Origin of the sequence: Nostoc sp. NMS2, from assembly GCF_017115105.1 — a bacterium.
GTDB lineage: Bacteria > Cyanobacteriota > Cyanobacteriia > Cyanobacteriales > Nostocaceae > Nostoc.
On sequence record NZ_JABXKH010000167.1, the window covers coordinates 76,686 to 89,206 of the forward strand.

Genomic DNA, 12,521 nt, shown 5'->3' on the forward strand with positions numbered 1-12,521 from the left:
TTTTTGAGACGCGATAAATCGCCGTCTCTACAAGTGTTTTGGTCTTATCCTCCTCTCTTCCTCTGCGTTTTCTGCGCCTCTGCGGTACCCTGCGGGAAGCCGAAGCGTCTACGTAAAAAAAGTGACTCTGAAACTCAGAGCCACTTCTAAATCTGTATTTTGAAACTGACTAACCTTTCACAATATTCTGATACAGATATGCAAAAGTTTACTTCTTAGCTTCAGCAATGGGTACCCATTCAGTATGGAAACTTCCGGGCTTATCAAGACGCAGGTAGGTATGTGCGCCGAAGTAATCGCGTTGTGCTTGAGTTAGATTTTGAGGCAAGCGATCGCGGCGATAGCTGTCAAAATAATCCAAGGATGCGCTAAATGCGGGTACTGGAATTCCCAGTGTTGCAGCTGTCGCAATCACTTCCCGCCAAGCAGTCTGTCTGTCGAGAATTGTCTGCTTAAATTCGGGAGCTAACAGCAAGTTAGGCAAAGCTGGATTTTCGCTAAAAGCCTTTTTAATCTTATTCAAAAAGCGAGCGCGAATAATACAACCACCTTTCCAAATCCGCGCCATTTCGCCCAAATCCAAATTCCAGTTATATGTTTTTGAAGCTGTGGATAGCAACGCCATCCCTTGAGCATAAGAACAGATTTTTGAGCAATAGAGGGCATCACGTACTTTATTGATAAAGTCCTTAGTTTGCCCGTCATACTTGCCACTGGGGCCTGTAAGGACTTTAGATGCTGCAACCCGCTCCTCTTTAATCGAAGATATAATCCGGGCATTAACTGCTGCTGTAATTGTGGGAATAGCAACTCCCAATTCCAATGCAGTTTGTACAGTCCAGCGCCCAGTTCCCTTTTGACCTGCTGCGTCAACAATCAAATCTACCAAGGGTCGATTTGTTTCTGGGTCAATATATGGGAAGATATTCTTCGTAATCTCAATCAAAAATGAATCGAGTTCATCGGTGGTGTTCCATTCAGCAAACACGTCATGTAACTGACTAGGATTTAATCCAGCGACATTTTTCAACAAGTCGTAGGCTTCAGCAATTAGCTGCATATCGCCATACTCAATGCCGTTGTGTACCATTTTGACATAGTGGCCAGAACCACCAGGGCCAATATAGGTCACACAAGGGCCATCATCGACTTGGGCAGCAATTTTGTTGAAAATTGGTGATAGGAACTCGTAAGAGCTTGTTGTACCTCCAGGCATCAGAGAGGGGCCATTTAGCGCCCCTTCTTCACCGCCACTGACACCCATACCAAGATACCGAAGCCCTGCGGGTTCTAATTCCTGAGTGCGTCGTTCCGTATCTTCAAACCAAGAGTTGCCACCGTCGATAATGATATCGCCTTCCTCTAACAAGGGTTTGAGTTGAGCAATCACCGCATCCACTGGCTTACCAGCTTGCACCATTACTAGAATTTTGCGGGGACGTTCCAATAAGGCAACGAATTCTTCTAGAGTAAAGGCGGCTTTGACGTTCCTTCCTGGCGCACGCTGCGCCATAAACGCATCCGTTTTTTCTCGGGAGCGGTTGTAAACTGCAATTGGGAAGCCATTGCGCTCCACGTTTAGAGCGATGTTCTCACCCATAACGGCTAATCCAATCACACCAAAGCTTTGTAGTGTCATAAAAAATTTCTGGCTAACTCTTGCAGATCCTTTACCTATAAGGGTAGTCCGATATTTTCCGTTCTCCCCTAAAGAAGACCTTAAGACTTGAATAAAGGGCAAAAATCCACAACTAACACGGATAATTAATTTTAAATTGTATCTAAATCAACAATTGACTGGCATAATTTGCAAAATTGAAATAGTCAAAGGACGCAGTAAGGAGTAACCAAATAATGCTGGCATTTGTCCTAGCTTTGGTGGTCGGTCTTGGTAGTTTAGCTATTTACATAGCAGCTTTCTTTTTTCCAGAAATCCACCGCAAGAATGACTTTATCTGGAGTGGCGTAGGACTTTTCTATGCTTTAGTCTTATGGGTGTTTGCACCACGCATTACTGGAGGTTTGTTGCTGGGTCATGTGGCTAGTGTGGCTCTTTTAGTCTGGTTTGGCTGGCAAACTCTATCATTACGTCGCCAATTGACCCCCCAAGCACAACAAACCCAAGTGCCCAGTGCTGAGACGGTAAAAACTGGCATTCAAGAACAGGTGAATAAGTTGTCCCTTCAGGAACGGCTGGGCCAGTTGCAAAAAGGTCTTGGTAGCACCTTCAGTGGCGCGAAAGACAAGGTGCAGCAGACTGTGAGTAAAAAAACACCCACAACGCCCAAACCTGAAGATATTATCTCTGTAATGTCAGAACAACCTGCTATTGAGATTATTGACAAAACTATTGTCATACCAGAACCACCAGCAGAGGAGACAGTTACTACCAACACCGAAGCAAAAACCGAGAGTGTACCAGAAGCGATTCCACCAAATCCCCCATCCTGGGAATTGGTGGAAGCAGCGCAACCAGATTTTGAAATTGAGGATAAGCAACCGATTTCTGTAGAAGAAATTGCGCCGGATGCGGTACTCGCTCCCCCAGCAGAAACGCCACCTGAAGAAATACCGCCTAATCAAGGTAATTAAATTCTGTGAAACCCAACATTAACCTAATATAATGTTGGGTTTCACTATTTCCATCAGGCTATTTTAGGGCTGATTTCAAACGCTAATTCAGAACGATAGAAGCACACATCAAACGCTAAAAAGAAATTCATGTGTCCTAAAATTAATGGGGCGTTTCTATCTCTTGTCCAAGCAAAAGCTAGCTCTACTGCCGGAAATTGTTCAACATTCGCCATCAACACCAATGCCCTCGCCTCAAACCTAGCCAGATTACCACCCAATGGAACGGAGAGTCTTTGACGTTCCCAAACTGCTCCCAGCCTTAACCCGATTTCGTAGGGCAATACGTTGACAGTAGAACCAGTATCTAGCAAGCCTGATACACTTACAGAGCGATTCTGATAAGTTAAAATTAGCGGCAGATAAGGCAGCGTACTTAATGCACCGAGTTCTGGGTTTACCTCAGTAAATGCTAATCTAACTTTATCAACCATGTGTTGCCGCTTTTTCTTCTGCTAATGCCTTCGCTAAAACAGCAGCAGCTTCAAAAGAATCATATAAGCCAAGACTTGTTACTTTATCCTGAGCATCCAATAGGACTAAACTTGATTCCTTTAACAATTCAGCTGCCAGGAAATGTATTAATAAGAGTTTATCAGTGTGGGATAATTTTTTAACTAGCGGTATGAGTTCGGTAAGAAGCATAAGTTAAGGCTTTAATGAATTTAGATAAATTTTAGAGCATAGTTTGGGGAATGCTCTTAGCTAACTAGGAATAACAATTATGAACATCCAACTTAAGGCGGAATACGAGCAATTTATACAAACCCGAATTGCTACAGGTAGATATGAAAATGCTGAAGATGTGATTGTTAAAGCATTGAAACTGCTGGAAGAATGGGAGAAAGGTTATCAGGAATGGGAAGAAGAAACCCAGAAAAAAATAGCTGTTGGGCTTGCTTCTATTGAACGTGGAGAGGTAATAGATGGTGAAGTGGTGATGGCGCAACTATCAGATAAGTTACGCAAAGCGCGTGAGACTCAAGGGTAATGGAATATTTTATTGCCAAAGAAGCAAGCCAAGATTTAGGTTAGGGTCATAAGTCTCTTTCTTGTATTAAAGTTAAAAATTGGAAAATCAGGAGAAATTAGGTAATGCACGATTCTGAATGGAGAGTTAAAGTCTTAGAAGAAGTGCAGCAAATCCCAGATGCTAAGTTAGCACAACTCTATGAGATGATTCACGGATTTCGACTAAACTCAGAAACTAACAACCATAACACTGCTGCTATCATGCAGTTCGCAGGTTGCTGGAGCGATATGTCAGATGAAGCATACGGCGAATTTTCAGACGAGATTGCTATCCGTCGTCAGCAAGCATTTTCTCAAAGACAAAACCGTGAAACCAGCATTGATTGATACTGATATCTTGTCCTTGTTCTTCCGAGGTAATACTAATGTAGTAGCTCAGTTTCAGAATTACTTGATAACCTATCGTCAAATCAACATTAGTATCATCACTTATTACGAAATTCTCAGCGGCTTAAAGCACTGTGATGCCCAAAAGCAACTCGCTTTGTTTTTGGAGTTTGTCGCCCAAAATACTGTCTTACCCCTTACTGAACAATCAGTCACCTTATCCGCAGATATCTACGCAAACTTGCGACTCCAAGGGATTCCCATCGACGACATTGATTTGCTCATTGCTGGGGTTGCGATCGCCAATAATCTAGTTATGATTACTCATAATCAGCGTCATTTTGGTAGAGTTGAAGTACTAGAGTTGCAAGACTGGAGCCAAGCTTGACGTGCTTTGATTGCAATAAAAGTTACCCTGTCGATTTTATATAGCGATCGCAGTAGTAGTCTGTCAATAAATAATTGATGGATAAATTCCCCGTAGAGACGGCGATTTATCGCGTCTCTCTAACCGTCAAAATGGATTTGACAGAGTAGTACCGCTTCGCGTAATTCGTAATTCGTAATTCGTAATTCGTAATTACCGTTGCGTAAGGGTTTTAGACATTTCAAATGGTCTGTTTATTTCTGCCGAACTGTACTAGTAGCATTAGAATATATCAAAGCATATAGCGATCGCAATGCTATACCCCCAGCTTTAAATATTTTAGTTCCTTAAGGTGCGTTACGGTTTATCAAGGAAATCAGGCAAAAATACTATAATTTGTAAGAAGCGTAATTTGTACTACTTTTAAAGACGCAAAATGGCAGATGTTTTGTTAGAACCACTCAAGGTGTTTTGTTCCTACTCACACAAAGACGAACCCCTAAAGGATGAACTGGCTAAACACCTGACTATGTTGGAACGGCAAGGTATTACTTCAACTTGGCACGATCGCAAAATACCACCTGGAAAAGAATGGGATCAGCAGATTAATGAAAATTTAAATACAGCCGATATCATTTTATTACTAGTCAGTTCAGACTTTATATATTCTAAATACTGCTGGGATGTTGAAGTTACCAAAGCTATAGAACGCCACGAAGCTGGAGAGGCTTGTGTCATTCCAATTATTCTGCGAAACGTTTTTTGGCAAGATGCACCATTTGCTAAACTACAAGCTCTGCCCAAAAATGCCCTACCTATTAAGTCTTGGAGTAATCAAGATGATGCATTCACGAATGTAGCTCAGGGAATTAAGGTTGCTGCTGAACAACTCATTAAGGAGCGTCAACAACAACGGTTAATCAGGGAAGCCGCCATAATTGAATATCGTCACAAGGCTGAAGAATTTGCGTCTGATGGCGATATTTCTCCTGTGGAGTCTGATATATTAAAAGATTTACAAGAAAAGTTAAAATTAACAGATACAGAAGCTAGTGCAGTTCGAGAAAAAGCATTAGAACCTTACGGTATATATAAGAAAAATCTAGATAAATATAGGCAATTCTTGGCAAGTTTTGTAGATGAACAAGGATATCCATTGCGTGAAAAATCTGAAACTGAATTAGAGACATTCCAGAAATACTATCTGCTTAAAAATGAAGATGTAGTTCGCCTAAAAAAAGAACAAGAAATAGAGTATCAAAAACGACAAGCAGAAAAACTTCTGCGAGAACAAGAAAGAGTCGAATATCAAAGAAAGCAAGCAGAAATATTACGCCTAGAGCAAGAAAGAGCCGAAAATAAAAGACGGGAAGCAGAATTACAAGAACGACTAAACAGGGAATCATCTCCTCCAGGTATTCAAACTCAGCCGTTTGAGTTTGAAATTGCCACCCTAACCCCCAAATCAGCAGGATTTTTAGGCATTAAAAAAACCTATGAAATTAACCTCAGTCGGGGACGCGCTGAGTTTTTTAGAGAAAACTTGGGTAATGGTGTAGTTCTGGAGATGGTTGCAATCCCTGGTGGTAAATTTCTGATGGGTTCGCCAGAGAGTGAGCCAGAAAGAAGTAGCTATGAAAGTCCACAGCACACCGTCACCGTTCAACCCTTTCTCATGGGGAAATTTTCAGTAACTCAGAGTCAATGGAAAGCCGTTGCTGATTTACCCAAGGTTAATATTGATTTAAAACCCGACCCATCCTATTTTAAAGGTGCTAATCGACCTGTTGAACAGGTTTCTTGGGATGATGCAATTGAGTTTTGCGCTCGGCTATCTAAAAAGACTGGGAAAACCTATCGCTTACCCAGTGAAGCAGAATGGGAATATGCTTGTCGCGCAGGAACAACCACCCCGTTTTATTTTGGCGAAACGATTACAACGGACTTAGCGAATTACAATGGCGACTATACCTATGGTTCTGCACCAAAGGGTGAATATCGTAAGCAAACAACAGATGTGGGAAAATTTCCTGCAAACTCCTTTGGTTTATTTGATATGCATGGTAATATTTGGGAATGGTGTCAGGATGAGTGGCACAAAAATTATAACGGAGCGCCAAAAGACGGAAGCGCTTGGTTAGTTGATAATGATAATCAAAATCGGCTGTGGCGTGGTGGTTCGTGGCCCGACAGTCCCGGGAATTGCCGCTCGGCGTGTCGCTTCGATTACGCGCGTGGCAGCAGGCACAGCAACGTGGGTTTTCGGGTTGTGTTGGTTCGGGGCAGGACTTAGTAGCCCTTTACACTCTTGCCCTTTAGCACTTTGCTCTTTATTTCTTTACCCTTCTTAATGTCTCGCGCTCTGCGCGATCAATTTTTTTTAATTTTGTATGGATGATTTACCTATAATACAAAAGACTTACGATTTAATCAAGTGGTATGTACCTATTTTAAACCGCCTTCCTAGAGATCATAAATTTTTGCTAGGAAATCGAATTATTACAGAACTATACAATTTATTAGATATTCTGATTATAGCACGGTATGCTAAACAGAAATTAGCTCATTTAGAATTATTGAATAGTAAACTAGATATTTTACGTTATCAAACTCGCCTACTTTTAGAATTTAACTTAATTAAGACAGAGCGTTATGAGTATGCTGAAAAACTTTTAAATGATATTGGCATTGATTTAGGTGGATGGATAAAACAGCAAAAAATTAAACCAGGTACTTCCAATTAAAAAATATTCTACCAGCAACTTTGGGGACTTCCAATTTCAAAAATACTCAATTACTTCTTGTGGGGTGGGCGTCTCGCCCGCCCTTGACTACGGGCGGGCGAGACGCCCACCCCACAAGATTGAATAATTTATTTATTGGAAGTCCCTTGGAATGAAATTATTAATAAACCAGGCGATTAGAAATCGCGGCTATACAGGCAAAACCCACCTGCGTGGGTCAATTTAAATGAAACGATATGGAAATCTTTGGAATGAAATTATAGAATTTGGGAATTTACTATCAGCCGCCCAGCAAGCACAACGGGGTAAACGTTTTCGAGAAAATGTTTTAGCAAGGTCGAACAGTTGTCCGATTCACCTAATTTTAAAGTGAATTCGACTGCTTATATAGCGCTTCTTGTTCGGATGCAATACACTTTGACCTCTCTCCAAACCTCTCTCCTAAAAGGAGAGAGGCTTTGAATTTTACTCCCCTTCCCTTGTAGGGAAGGGGCTGGGGGTTAGGTCTGTATTCCATACAATTGAGAACCGCTATATAGATACTTTATTTCAAGCGATCGCGCTACCATTAGACAAAATAACCTTAATTTCTAGTCTGCTAGCATAATCTTCAACAGAAAAGTTATTCAACTCTGGCGCGGAGTGCAGGAGATGGAAAGAGACTTCCAAATCCAACTTGTCGCTCGTTTAAGGGTTCTAAAGCATCGTTCCAAAGACTTTCATAATAAAAGAAAGTTACGCCTAGACCGCGTTCTTGAGCAGCCCGCACCTGAGACTTAATTTGCTGCATAGGAACTGGATTATTTCGTAACCCTGTCATAATACCAATTCCAGTTGGAATTATTTTTTGTGCTTCTTGAATTTCTGGGCGAGAAATATTAGCCACAAAACTTTGCAGATCAGGACGATAAACTTGCACAATTAACTCGTCTACAATATTTTGCCGTATCCAACTCAGCCAGTCTTGTAGGTGAAACTTGTAAGCAAAATCATGATAATTAGGAGAAATAGAGAAAATTGCTTGTGGTTTTCTCTGCTTCACGGCTTGGTTAAGTTGTACCATAAATGTCGTAATTTTATCTGCCCGCCACTTTACCCATGCCGCATCTTGGGAATTCTTTGGGGGAGCATTTTTGGTTTCTTTGGTGTACAAAGCAACTGTATATTGGTCGTAGCCAAATTCGTGGGGCAAACTCGTATGATCGTCAAACTGAATACCATCGGCATCATATTGAGTGACAGTTTCCAGCACGAGGTTGGTGATGAACTGTTGCACTTGTGGAAGGAATGGATTGAGCCACATCACCTCACCAGCCGCACTGTTTGAAGTTTGGCTACCATCCCGCTTTTGTGTGAACCAATCAGGATAATTCAGTGCTAGTTCCGACGTTGGAGGAGCCATGAAACCAAACTCAAACCAGGGAATTACTAGCAATCCTTTGCGATGGGCTTGGGTAATCAGGTCTGCAAGAATATCATGTCCATCTACACCTTTGTAAACAAAAGGTTGAATACCTGCACGTTGTGCGATCGCGCTAGGATACATCACATAGCCAGAATTCCACACTACAGGATAGATGGTGTTAAAGTTCAGCCGTCGTAATTGACTCACGGCATCCTGAACTTTGGCGCGATCCTTGAGGGTGTCAAAATCATTGGTGGTCATCCAAACCCCGCGAATTTCTTGACGGGGTAACTGTGCGATGGCGCTAAAGCCCCAACCTTCGCTAATTGCAGGAGTAAAACTATCTACCAGTAATACCGTAACAAAGGATATTAAAATGAGAATCGGAAAAAGATACTTAAGTAGTCGCCGCCAACTTTGAATAATAAAAGGTGATTTCATAGATTTGAATGATGCATTAGCTACCCACACACGCCATTTTTCGCTTTTAAGATTGAATCTACTAACCATCTAGTATATAAGTATTGATACTTAAATAAGATTGATGAATTGGTAGTTATTAGTTTCCTGCTTATGGAACTTTTGCATTAGAAAAACTAAAGTAGACCTATAGCTATGACGCAGCAAGTAGTCATTAGTGCCCAATAGATATTGAAATGGACAATTGGCAATTGGGCATTGGTTATATTCCATCTCACTTTATGACTTCCAAAAAATAAAATTATAAATGTGTAAAAATGATAATTGCTGATGGATAAATTTTCGCTAATAGGTTGATGTAAACTCAATACTATTCGGTTAGGCAGGAGACGCTATGAATCGCCGTCTTTGTGATGATTTATCGCGTCTTTACGATCTAGAATTTCTATCAAAAAACATTAACCGAACCGTATTGGATGTAAACTTTGAGAAATAGGAGTTAAACTAAGACTAAAGTAAAAACATTTTCGGAGATTTAAACTAGTAAGTTGAATCTCTTATTTTATTTTTTATCTGAACTGAATTTTGAAACAGAAGTTGTCTTTCCAACTCTTATAGAAGTATTTAAATTATCTTTAATATATTCAAGTATACTTTGAGCAATATGCTCTGCAAGCTTTACTGGAACAGCATTTCCTATCATCTGCTCAAGGTCTGTTTTTGTCCCTTCAAAAATAAAGTTTTCAGGGAAAGTTTGCAAATAGCTTCTTTCAATTGTAGTCAATGGGCGCAAGCTTTCTGTAACACCGACTGGATCTCTAGGGTGTTTATTATAGGTTTTAGGAATAGGACGATTAACTCCTCTTATTGTTGGGCTAGGTTCATCAATACTAAAAATTCCTCTTCTTTGGTAACTTCTTGGATGTCTGTAGTAATATTCAATTTCTAATTTATTTCCCAGATAATCTCTAATGGTCATTGGTTTGTCTGCTAACCTTTTTTTCAGGTAAGGTTCTAGACTTTCGTCTTTTCCTTGTAACTCTCCAAAGCAAAAAAATCTTTTTCGTTTTTGAGGGACACCGCACAGACTAGCATCCAAAATTATTTCACTTAAACCATATCCAGTATCTTTGAATATTTGTTTAACCTCTTTATATTTATTACTTTTACGAAATAGGTCTACGTTCTCTATCAAAAACCATTGAGGAAGAACACTTGTAACTATCTCAGAAAATACAATACTTAAATCTCCTCTTCCTAAATTTTCATCGCGTTTACCGGCGCTAGAGAAGTCTTGGCAAGGTGGGCCGCCAATAATAATTTCAGGACATATTTCTCTAAAAATTTGATAGTTTTTCCTTAAATTACTAAGATCGTAATCAAAAATTTCATGGCTAAAGTTTTTTTGATAAACATCTATAGCTGGTTTCCAATTATCAAATGCTGCTACAATATTAAAACCAGCATTTTGAAACCCTAAGGATAACCCTCCACAACCTGCAAAAAGGTCTAAAACTCTAAGTGAAGAGTTTTTGGTATCATCTATAGATTTTTCTTTCATACATTTATATATTTTTTAGTATATATACTTAAAAAATTGTATTTAATAATGCCTTTAAAATTACTAAATCTTCCACACCCCACCTGTGTCACAATAGAAAACTGTAATAAGAAAAATATTGTTAAGGTAATTTAGTGAGTCCAACTGCTCAATCCACGGCAAGTACGCGTCGCGTGGTATTTCCTTTTACGGCAATTGTGGGCCAGGAAGAAATGAAACTGGCGCTCCTATTGAACGTGATTGACCCCAAAATTGGTGGTGTAATGATTATGGGCGATCGCGGCACCGGTAAATCCACAACTATCCGGGCGCTGGCGGATCTGCTGCCAGAAATTTCTGTGGTTGCCAATGACCCTTTCAGTAGCGATCCTAGCGACCCTGACTTGATGAGTGATGAAGTCCGCCAACTTTTAGAACAAGGGGCGGAAATTCCTGTAGCTCATAAAAAAGTCCAAATGGTAGACCTGCCTCTAGGAGCCACAGAAGACCGAGTTTGTGGCACAATCGACATTGAGAAAGCTTTATCTGAAGGTGTCAAAGCTTTTGAACCAGGACTGCTGGCAAAGGCTAACCGGGGCATTCTCTATGTGGATGAAGTCAACTTACTAGATGACCACCTCGTAGACGTGCTACTCGATTCCGCCGCCAGTGGATGGAACACTGTAGAACGGGAAGGTATTTCTATCCGTCACCCAGCGCGTTTTGTTCTTGTGGGTTCTGGAAACCCTGAAGAAGGCGAACTGCGTCCCCAATTACTCGATCGCTTTGGGATGCACGCAGAAATTCACACGGTAAAAGAACCAGCCTTGCGGGTGCAAATCGTGGAACAACGGGCGGATTTTGACCAAAATCCTCCAGTCTTTCTCGAAAACTACAAACCTCAGCAAGAAGCATTGCAAGAGCAAATTGTCAATGCTCAACAGCTTTTGCCAGAAGTGAAAATGGACTATGAACTACGGGTAAAAATTTCGGAAGTCTGTTCTGAACTGGATGTAGATGGTTTGCGGGGTGACATTGTTAGTAACCGTGCCGCCAAAGCCTTAACAGCTTATGAAGGACGCACTGAAGTTACAGTTGATGATATCCACCGCGTAATTACGCTATGCTTGCGTCACAGACTGCGGAAAGACCCCTTAGAATCGATTGATTCTGGCTACAAAGTCGCCAAAGTTTTTAGCCGCATCTTTGGCGTAGAATTACCAGAAAGTGATACTGCACAAAAAAACGGCACAGGTCAAAAGTTAGGGGCTAGGGGTTAAAAATTAGGACTAACTCCTAACTCTTGTACAGACGCGATTAATCGCGTCTCTAACTTTATAACTCAGCACTCAACACTGACTATGAGATTTTGGTCTTTTTGGTTTAACAGCTTTGTTCTATCTAGCCAATACAACCCGCCCAGGTTTGTAGAATTATTGATGCTCTTATTAGCGATCGCTATGCTGGCAATAGCCAGTGTTTTACCAGACAGACCCTATTTAATCTTAGGCTTGAGCCTAGTAGTCGGGGCATCTATTTCTATCTTAGTGCGGGAAGCGATCGCGCCCTCACCCCAGGCGCGAATTACCCAACTAACAGCATCATTATTGCTTATCATCAGTCTCTATGGGTTTGCAGACTTAATGTACGGTATTTAATGGGGAATAGGGAATAGGGAATGGGGAAGAAACTTAATTAACAATGCCCCATGCCCAATACTTCGACTTCGCTCAGTACAAGTGCCCAATGCCCAATCACCAATTTTGCATTTCTACCAATTCCATACACAACTCAATAGGATGATTGCTGAGTAAGCACTTCAGGCAATTATCATCCTTTTGCTACTCATCGGCTACTCAATTAAGTGTAAAATCTTTCATTTTTAGCGATCGCAACCATCAATCCCGCGACTCAAATGCTGCTCATTTATATTTAGAGCAGTAGACTCTTAATCTATTGGTTGCGGGTTCAAATCCCTCGTCACCCACTTTTAAAGTATTTAATCAGGTATTTGGTTTAGAAACTCTTACGACTGTATAACTGCCTTTACTCTCC

The 12,521-nt window shown here is 40.9% G+C and carries 14 protein-coding genes and 1 tRNA gene; 10 read left to right on the forward strand and 5 right to left on the reverse strand.

Annotated features, from left to right (window positions below):
• Positions 1 to 208 precede the first annotated feature (208 nt).
• Positions 209 to 1,639: an NADP-dependent phosphogluconate dehydrogenase gene (gndA, locus tag HWQ36_RS31140; RefSeq protein ID WP_292710022.1), complete on the reverse strand. Its 1,431-nt coding sequence runs from the start codon at positions 1,637 to 1,639 to the stop codon at positions 209 to 211.
• A gap of 215 nt (positions 1,640 to 1,854) precedes the next feature.
• Here gndA and HWQ36_RS31145 point away from each other — a divergent pair, with 215 nt between their 5' ends.
• Positions 1,855 to 2,592 carry a Ycf66 family protein gene (locus HWQ36_RS31145; RefSeq protein WP_292710023.1) on the forward strand — a complete coding sequence of 246 codons (738 nt, stop codon included), beginning with the start codon at positions 1,855 to 1,857 and terminating at the stop codon, positions 2,590 to 2,592.
• 53 nt (positions 2,593 to 2,645) lie between these two features.
• Here HWQ36_RS31145 and HWQ36_RS31150 read toward each other — a convergent pair whose 3' ends face one another.
• Both HWQ36_RS31150 and HWQ36_RS31155 read right to left on the reverse strand, forming a co-directional pair.
• A complete protein-coding gene (locus HWQ36_RS31150; protein WP_292710025.1) occupies positions 2,646 to 3,065 on the reverse strand; it encodes a hypothetical protein in 420 nt (139 codons plus the stop codon).
• Complete coding sequence (locus tag HWQ36_RS31155; RefSeq protein WP_292710027.1) at positions 3,058 to 3,276, reverse strand: hypothetical protein; 219 nt, start codon at positions 3,274 to 3,276, stop codon at positions 3,058 to 3,060. The genes HWQ36_RS31150 and HWQ36_RS31155 overlap by 8 nt, the downstream gene beginning before the upstream one ends.
• Positions 3,277 to 3,355: 79 nt before the next feature.
• Between HWQ36_RS31155 and HWQ36_RS31160 the strand changes: the two genes are divergently transcribed.
• The 6 genes from HWQ36_RS31160 (at position 3,356) to HWQ36_RS31185 (ending at position 7,474) form a co-directional block, all read left to right on the forward strand.
• On the forward strand, positions 3,356 to 3,622 hold the full coding sequence (locus HWQ36_RS31160) for a type II toxin-antitoxin system ParD family antitoxin (protein ID WP_292710029.1): 267 nt from the start codon (positions 3,356 to 3,358) through the stop codon (positions 3,620 to 3,622).
• Between the two features lie 104 nt (positions 3,623 to 3,726).
• Entirely contained in the window at positions 3,727 to 3,990 is a 264-nt protein-coding gene (locus HWQ36_RS31165) for a hypothetical protein (RefSeq protein ID WP_292710031.1), read from the forward strand.
• The gene (locus HWQ36_RS31170) at positions 3,971 to 4,378 is read left to right on the forward strand and encodes a type II toxin-antitoxin system VapC family toxin (RefSeq protein WP_292710033.1); all 408 of its coding nucleotides are present in this window, start codon (positions 3,971 to 3,973) and stop codon (positions 4,376 to 4,378) included. The genes HWQ36_RS31165 and HWQ36_RS31170 overlap by 20 nt, the downstream gene beginning before the upstream one ends.
• A 415-nt stretch (positions 4,379 to 4,793) precedes the next feature.
• Positions 4,794 to 6,650 (forward strand): SUMF1/EgtB/PvdO family nonheme iron enzyme, encoded by a 1,857-nt coding sequence (locus HWQ36_RS31175; RefSeq protein WP_292710035.1) that lies wholly within the window; start codon positions 4,794 to 4,796, stop codon positions 6,648 to 6,650.
• A 97-nt stretch (positions 6,651 to 6,747) separates the two neighbouring features.
• Entirely contained in the window at positions 6,748 to 7,101 is a 354-nt protein-coding gene (gene avd, locus HWQ36_RS31180; RefSeq protein ID WP_292710037.1) for a diversity-generating retroelement protein Avd, read from the forward strand.
• Positions 7,102 to 7,327: 226 nt separating this feature from the next.
• The gene (locus tag HWQ36_RS31185) at positions 7,328 to 7,474 is read left to right on the forward strand and encodes a hypothetical protein (protein WP_292710176.1); all 147 of its coding nucleotides are present in this window, start codon (positions 7,328 to 7,330) and stop codon (positions 7,472 to 7,474) included.
• Between the two features lie 249 nt (positions 7,475 to 7,723).
• On the opposite strand, the gene HWQ36_RS31190 is transcribed toward HWQ36_RS31185, so the two are convergent.
• Together HWQ36_RS31190 and HWQ36_RS31195 are read right to left on the reverse strand one after the other, a co-directional pair.
• A complete protein-coding gene (locus HWQ36_RS31190; RefSeq protein ID WP_292710039.1) occupies positions 7,724 to 8,947 on the reverse strand; it encodes a glycoside hydrolase family 10 protein in 1,224 nt (407 codons plus the stop codon).
• A 541-nt stretch (positions 8,948 to 9,488) separates the two neighbouring features.
• On the reverse strand, positions 9,489 to 10,487 hold the full coding sequence (locus tag HWQ36_RS31195; protein ID WP_292710041.1) for a DNA cytosine methyltransferase: 999 nt from the start codon (positions 10,485 to 10,487) through the stop codon (positions 9,489 to 9,491).
• A 134-nt stretch (positions 10,488 to 10,621) separates the two neighbouring features.
• On the opposite strand from HWQ36_RS31195, the gene bchI reads away from it, so the two are divergent.
• The 3 genes from bchI to HWQ36_RS31210 all read left to right on the forward strand — a co-directional run bounded on the left by bchI (position 10,622) and on the right by HWQ36_RS31210 (position 12,448).
• Positions 10,622 to 11,746, forward strand: coding sequence for a magnesium chelatase ATPase subunit I (bchI, locus tag HWQ36_RS31200; RefSeq protein ID WP_292710043.1), 1,125 nt, complete (start codon positions 10,622 to 10,624; stop codon positions 11,744 to 11,746).
• 81 nt (positions 11,747 to 11,827) lie between these two features.
• The gene (locus HWQ36_RS31205; protein ID WP_292710045.1) at positions 11,828 to 12,124 is read left to right on the forward strand and encodes a hypothetical protein; all 297 of its coding nucleotides are present in this window, start codon (positions 11,828 to 11,830) and stop codon (positions 12,122 to 12,124) included.
• Between the two features lie 261 nt (positions 12,125 to 12,385).
• Positions 12,386 to 12,448, forward strand: a tRNA-Lys gene (locus tag HWQ36_RS31210).
• Positions 12,449 to 12,521 lie beyond the last annotated feature (73 nt).

Excerpts from the sequence above, each read along its gene's own strand:
- gndA (WP_292710022.1), bottom strand. The coding sequence starts at position 1,639 with ATGACACTACAAAGCTTTGGTGTGATTGGATTAGCCGTTATGGGTGAG.
- HWQ36_RS31145 (WP_292710023.1), top strand. The coding sequence starts at position 1,855 with ATGCTGGCATTTGTCCTAGCTTTGGTGGTCGGTCTTGGTAGTTTAGCT.
- HWQ36_RS31150 (WP_292710025.1), bottom strand. The coding sequence starts at position 3,065 with ATGGTTGATAAAGTTAGATTAGCATTTACTGAGGTAAACCCAGAACTC.
- HWQ36_RS31155 (WP_292710027.1), bottom strand. The coding sequence starts at position 3,276 with ATGCTTCTTACCGAACTCATACCGCTAGTTAAAAAATTATCCCACACT.
- HWQ36_RS31160 (WP_292710029.1), top strand. The coding sequence starts at position 3,356 with ATGAACATCCAACTTAAGGCGGAATACGAGCAATTTATACAAACCCGA.
- HWQ36_RS31165 (WP_292710031.1), top strand. The coding sequence starts at position 3,727 with ATGCACGATTCTGAATGGAGAGTTAAAGTCTTAGAAGAAGTGCAGCAA.
- HWQ36_RS31175 (WP_292710035.1), top strand. The coding sequence starts at position 4,794 with ATGGCAGATGTTTTGTTAGAACCACTCAAGGTGTTTTGTTCCTACTCA.
- avd (WP_292710037.1), top strand. The coding sequence starts at position 6,748 with ATGGATGATTTACCTATAATACAAAAGACTTACGATTTAATCAAGTGG.
- HWQ36_RS31185 (WP_292710176.1), top strand. The coding sequence starts at position 7,328 with ATGAAACGATATGGAAATCTTTGGAATGAAATTATAGAATTTGGGAAT.
- HWQ36_RS31190 (WP_292710039.1), bottom strand. The coding sequence starts at position 8,947 with ATGAAATCACCTTTTATTATTCAAAGTTGGCGGCGACTACTTAAGTAT.
- HWQ36_RS31195 (WP_292710041.1), bottom strand. The coding sequence starts at position 10,487 with ATGAAAGAAAAATCTATAGATGATACCAAAAACTCTTCACTTAGAGTT.
- HWQ36_RS31205 (WP_292710045.1), top strand. The coding sequence starts at position 11,828 with ATGAGATTTTGGTCTTTTTGGTTTAACAGCTTTGTTCTATCTAGCCAA.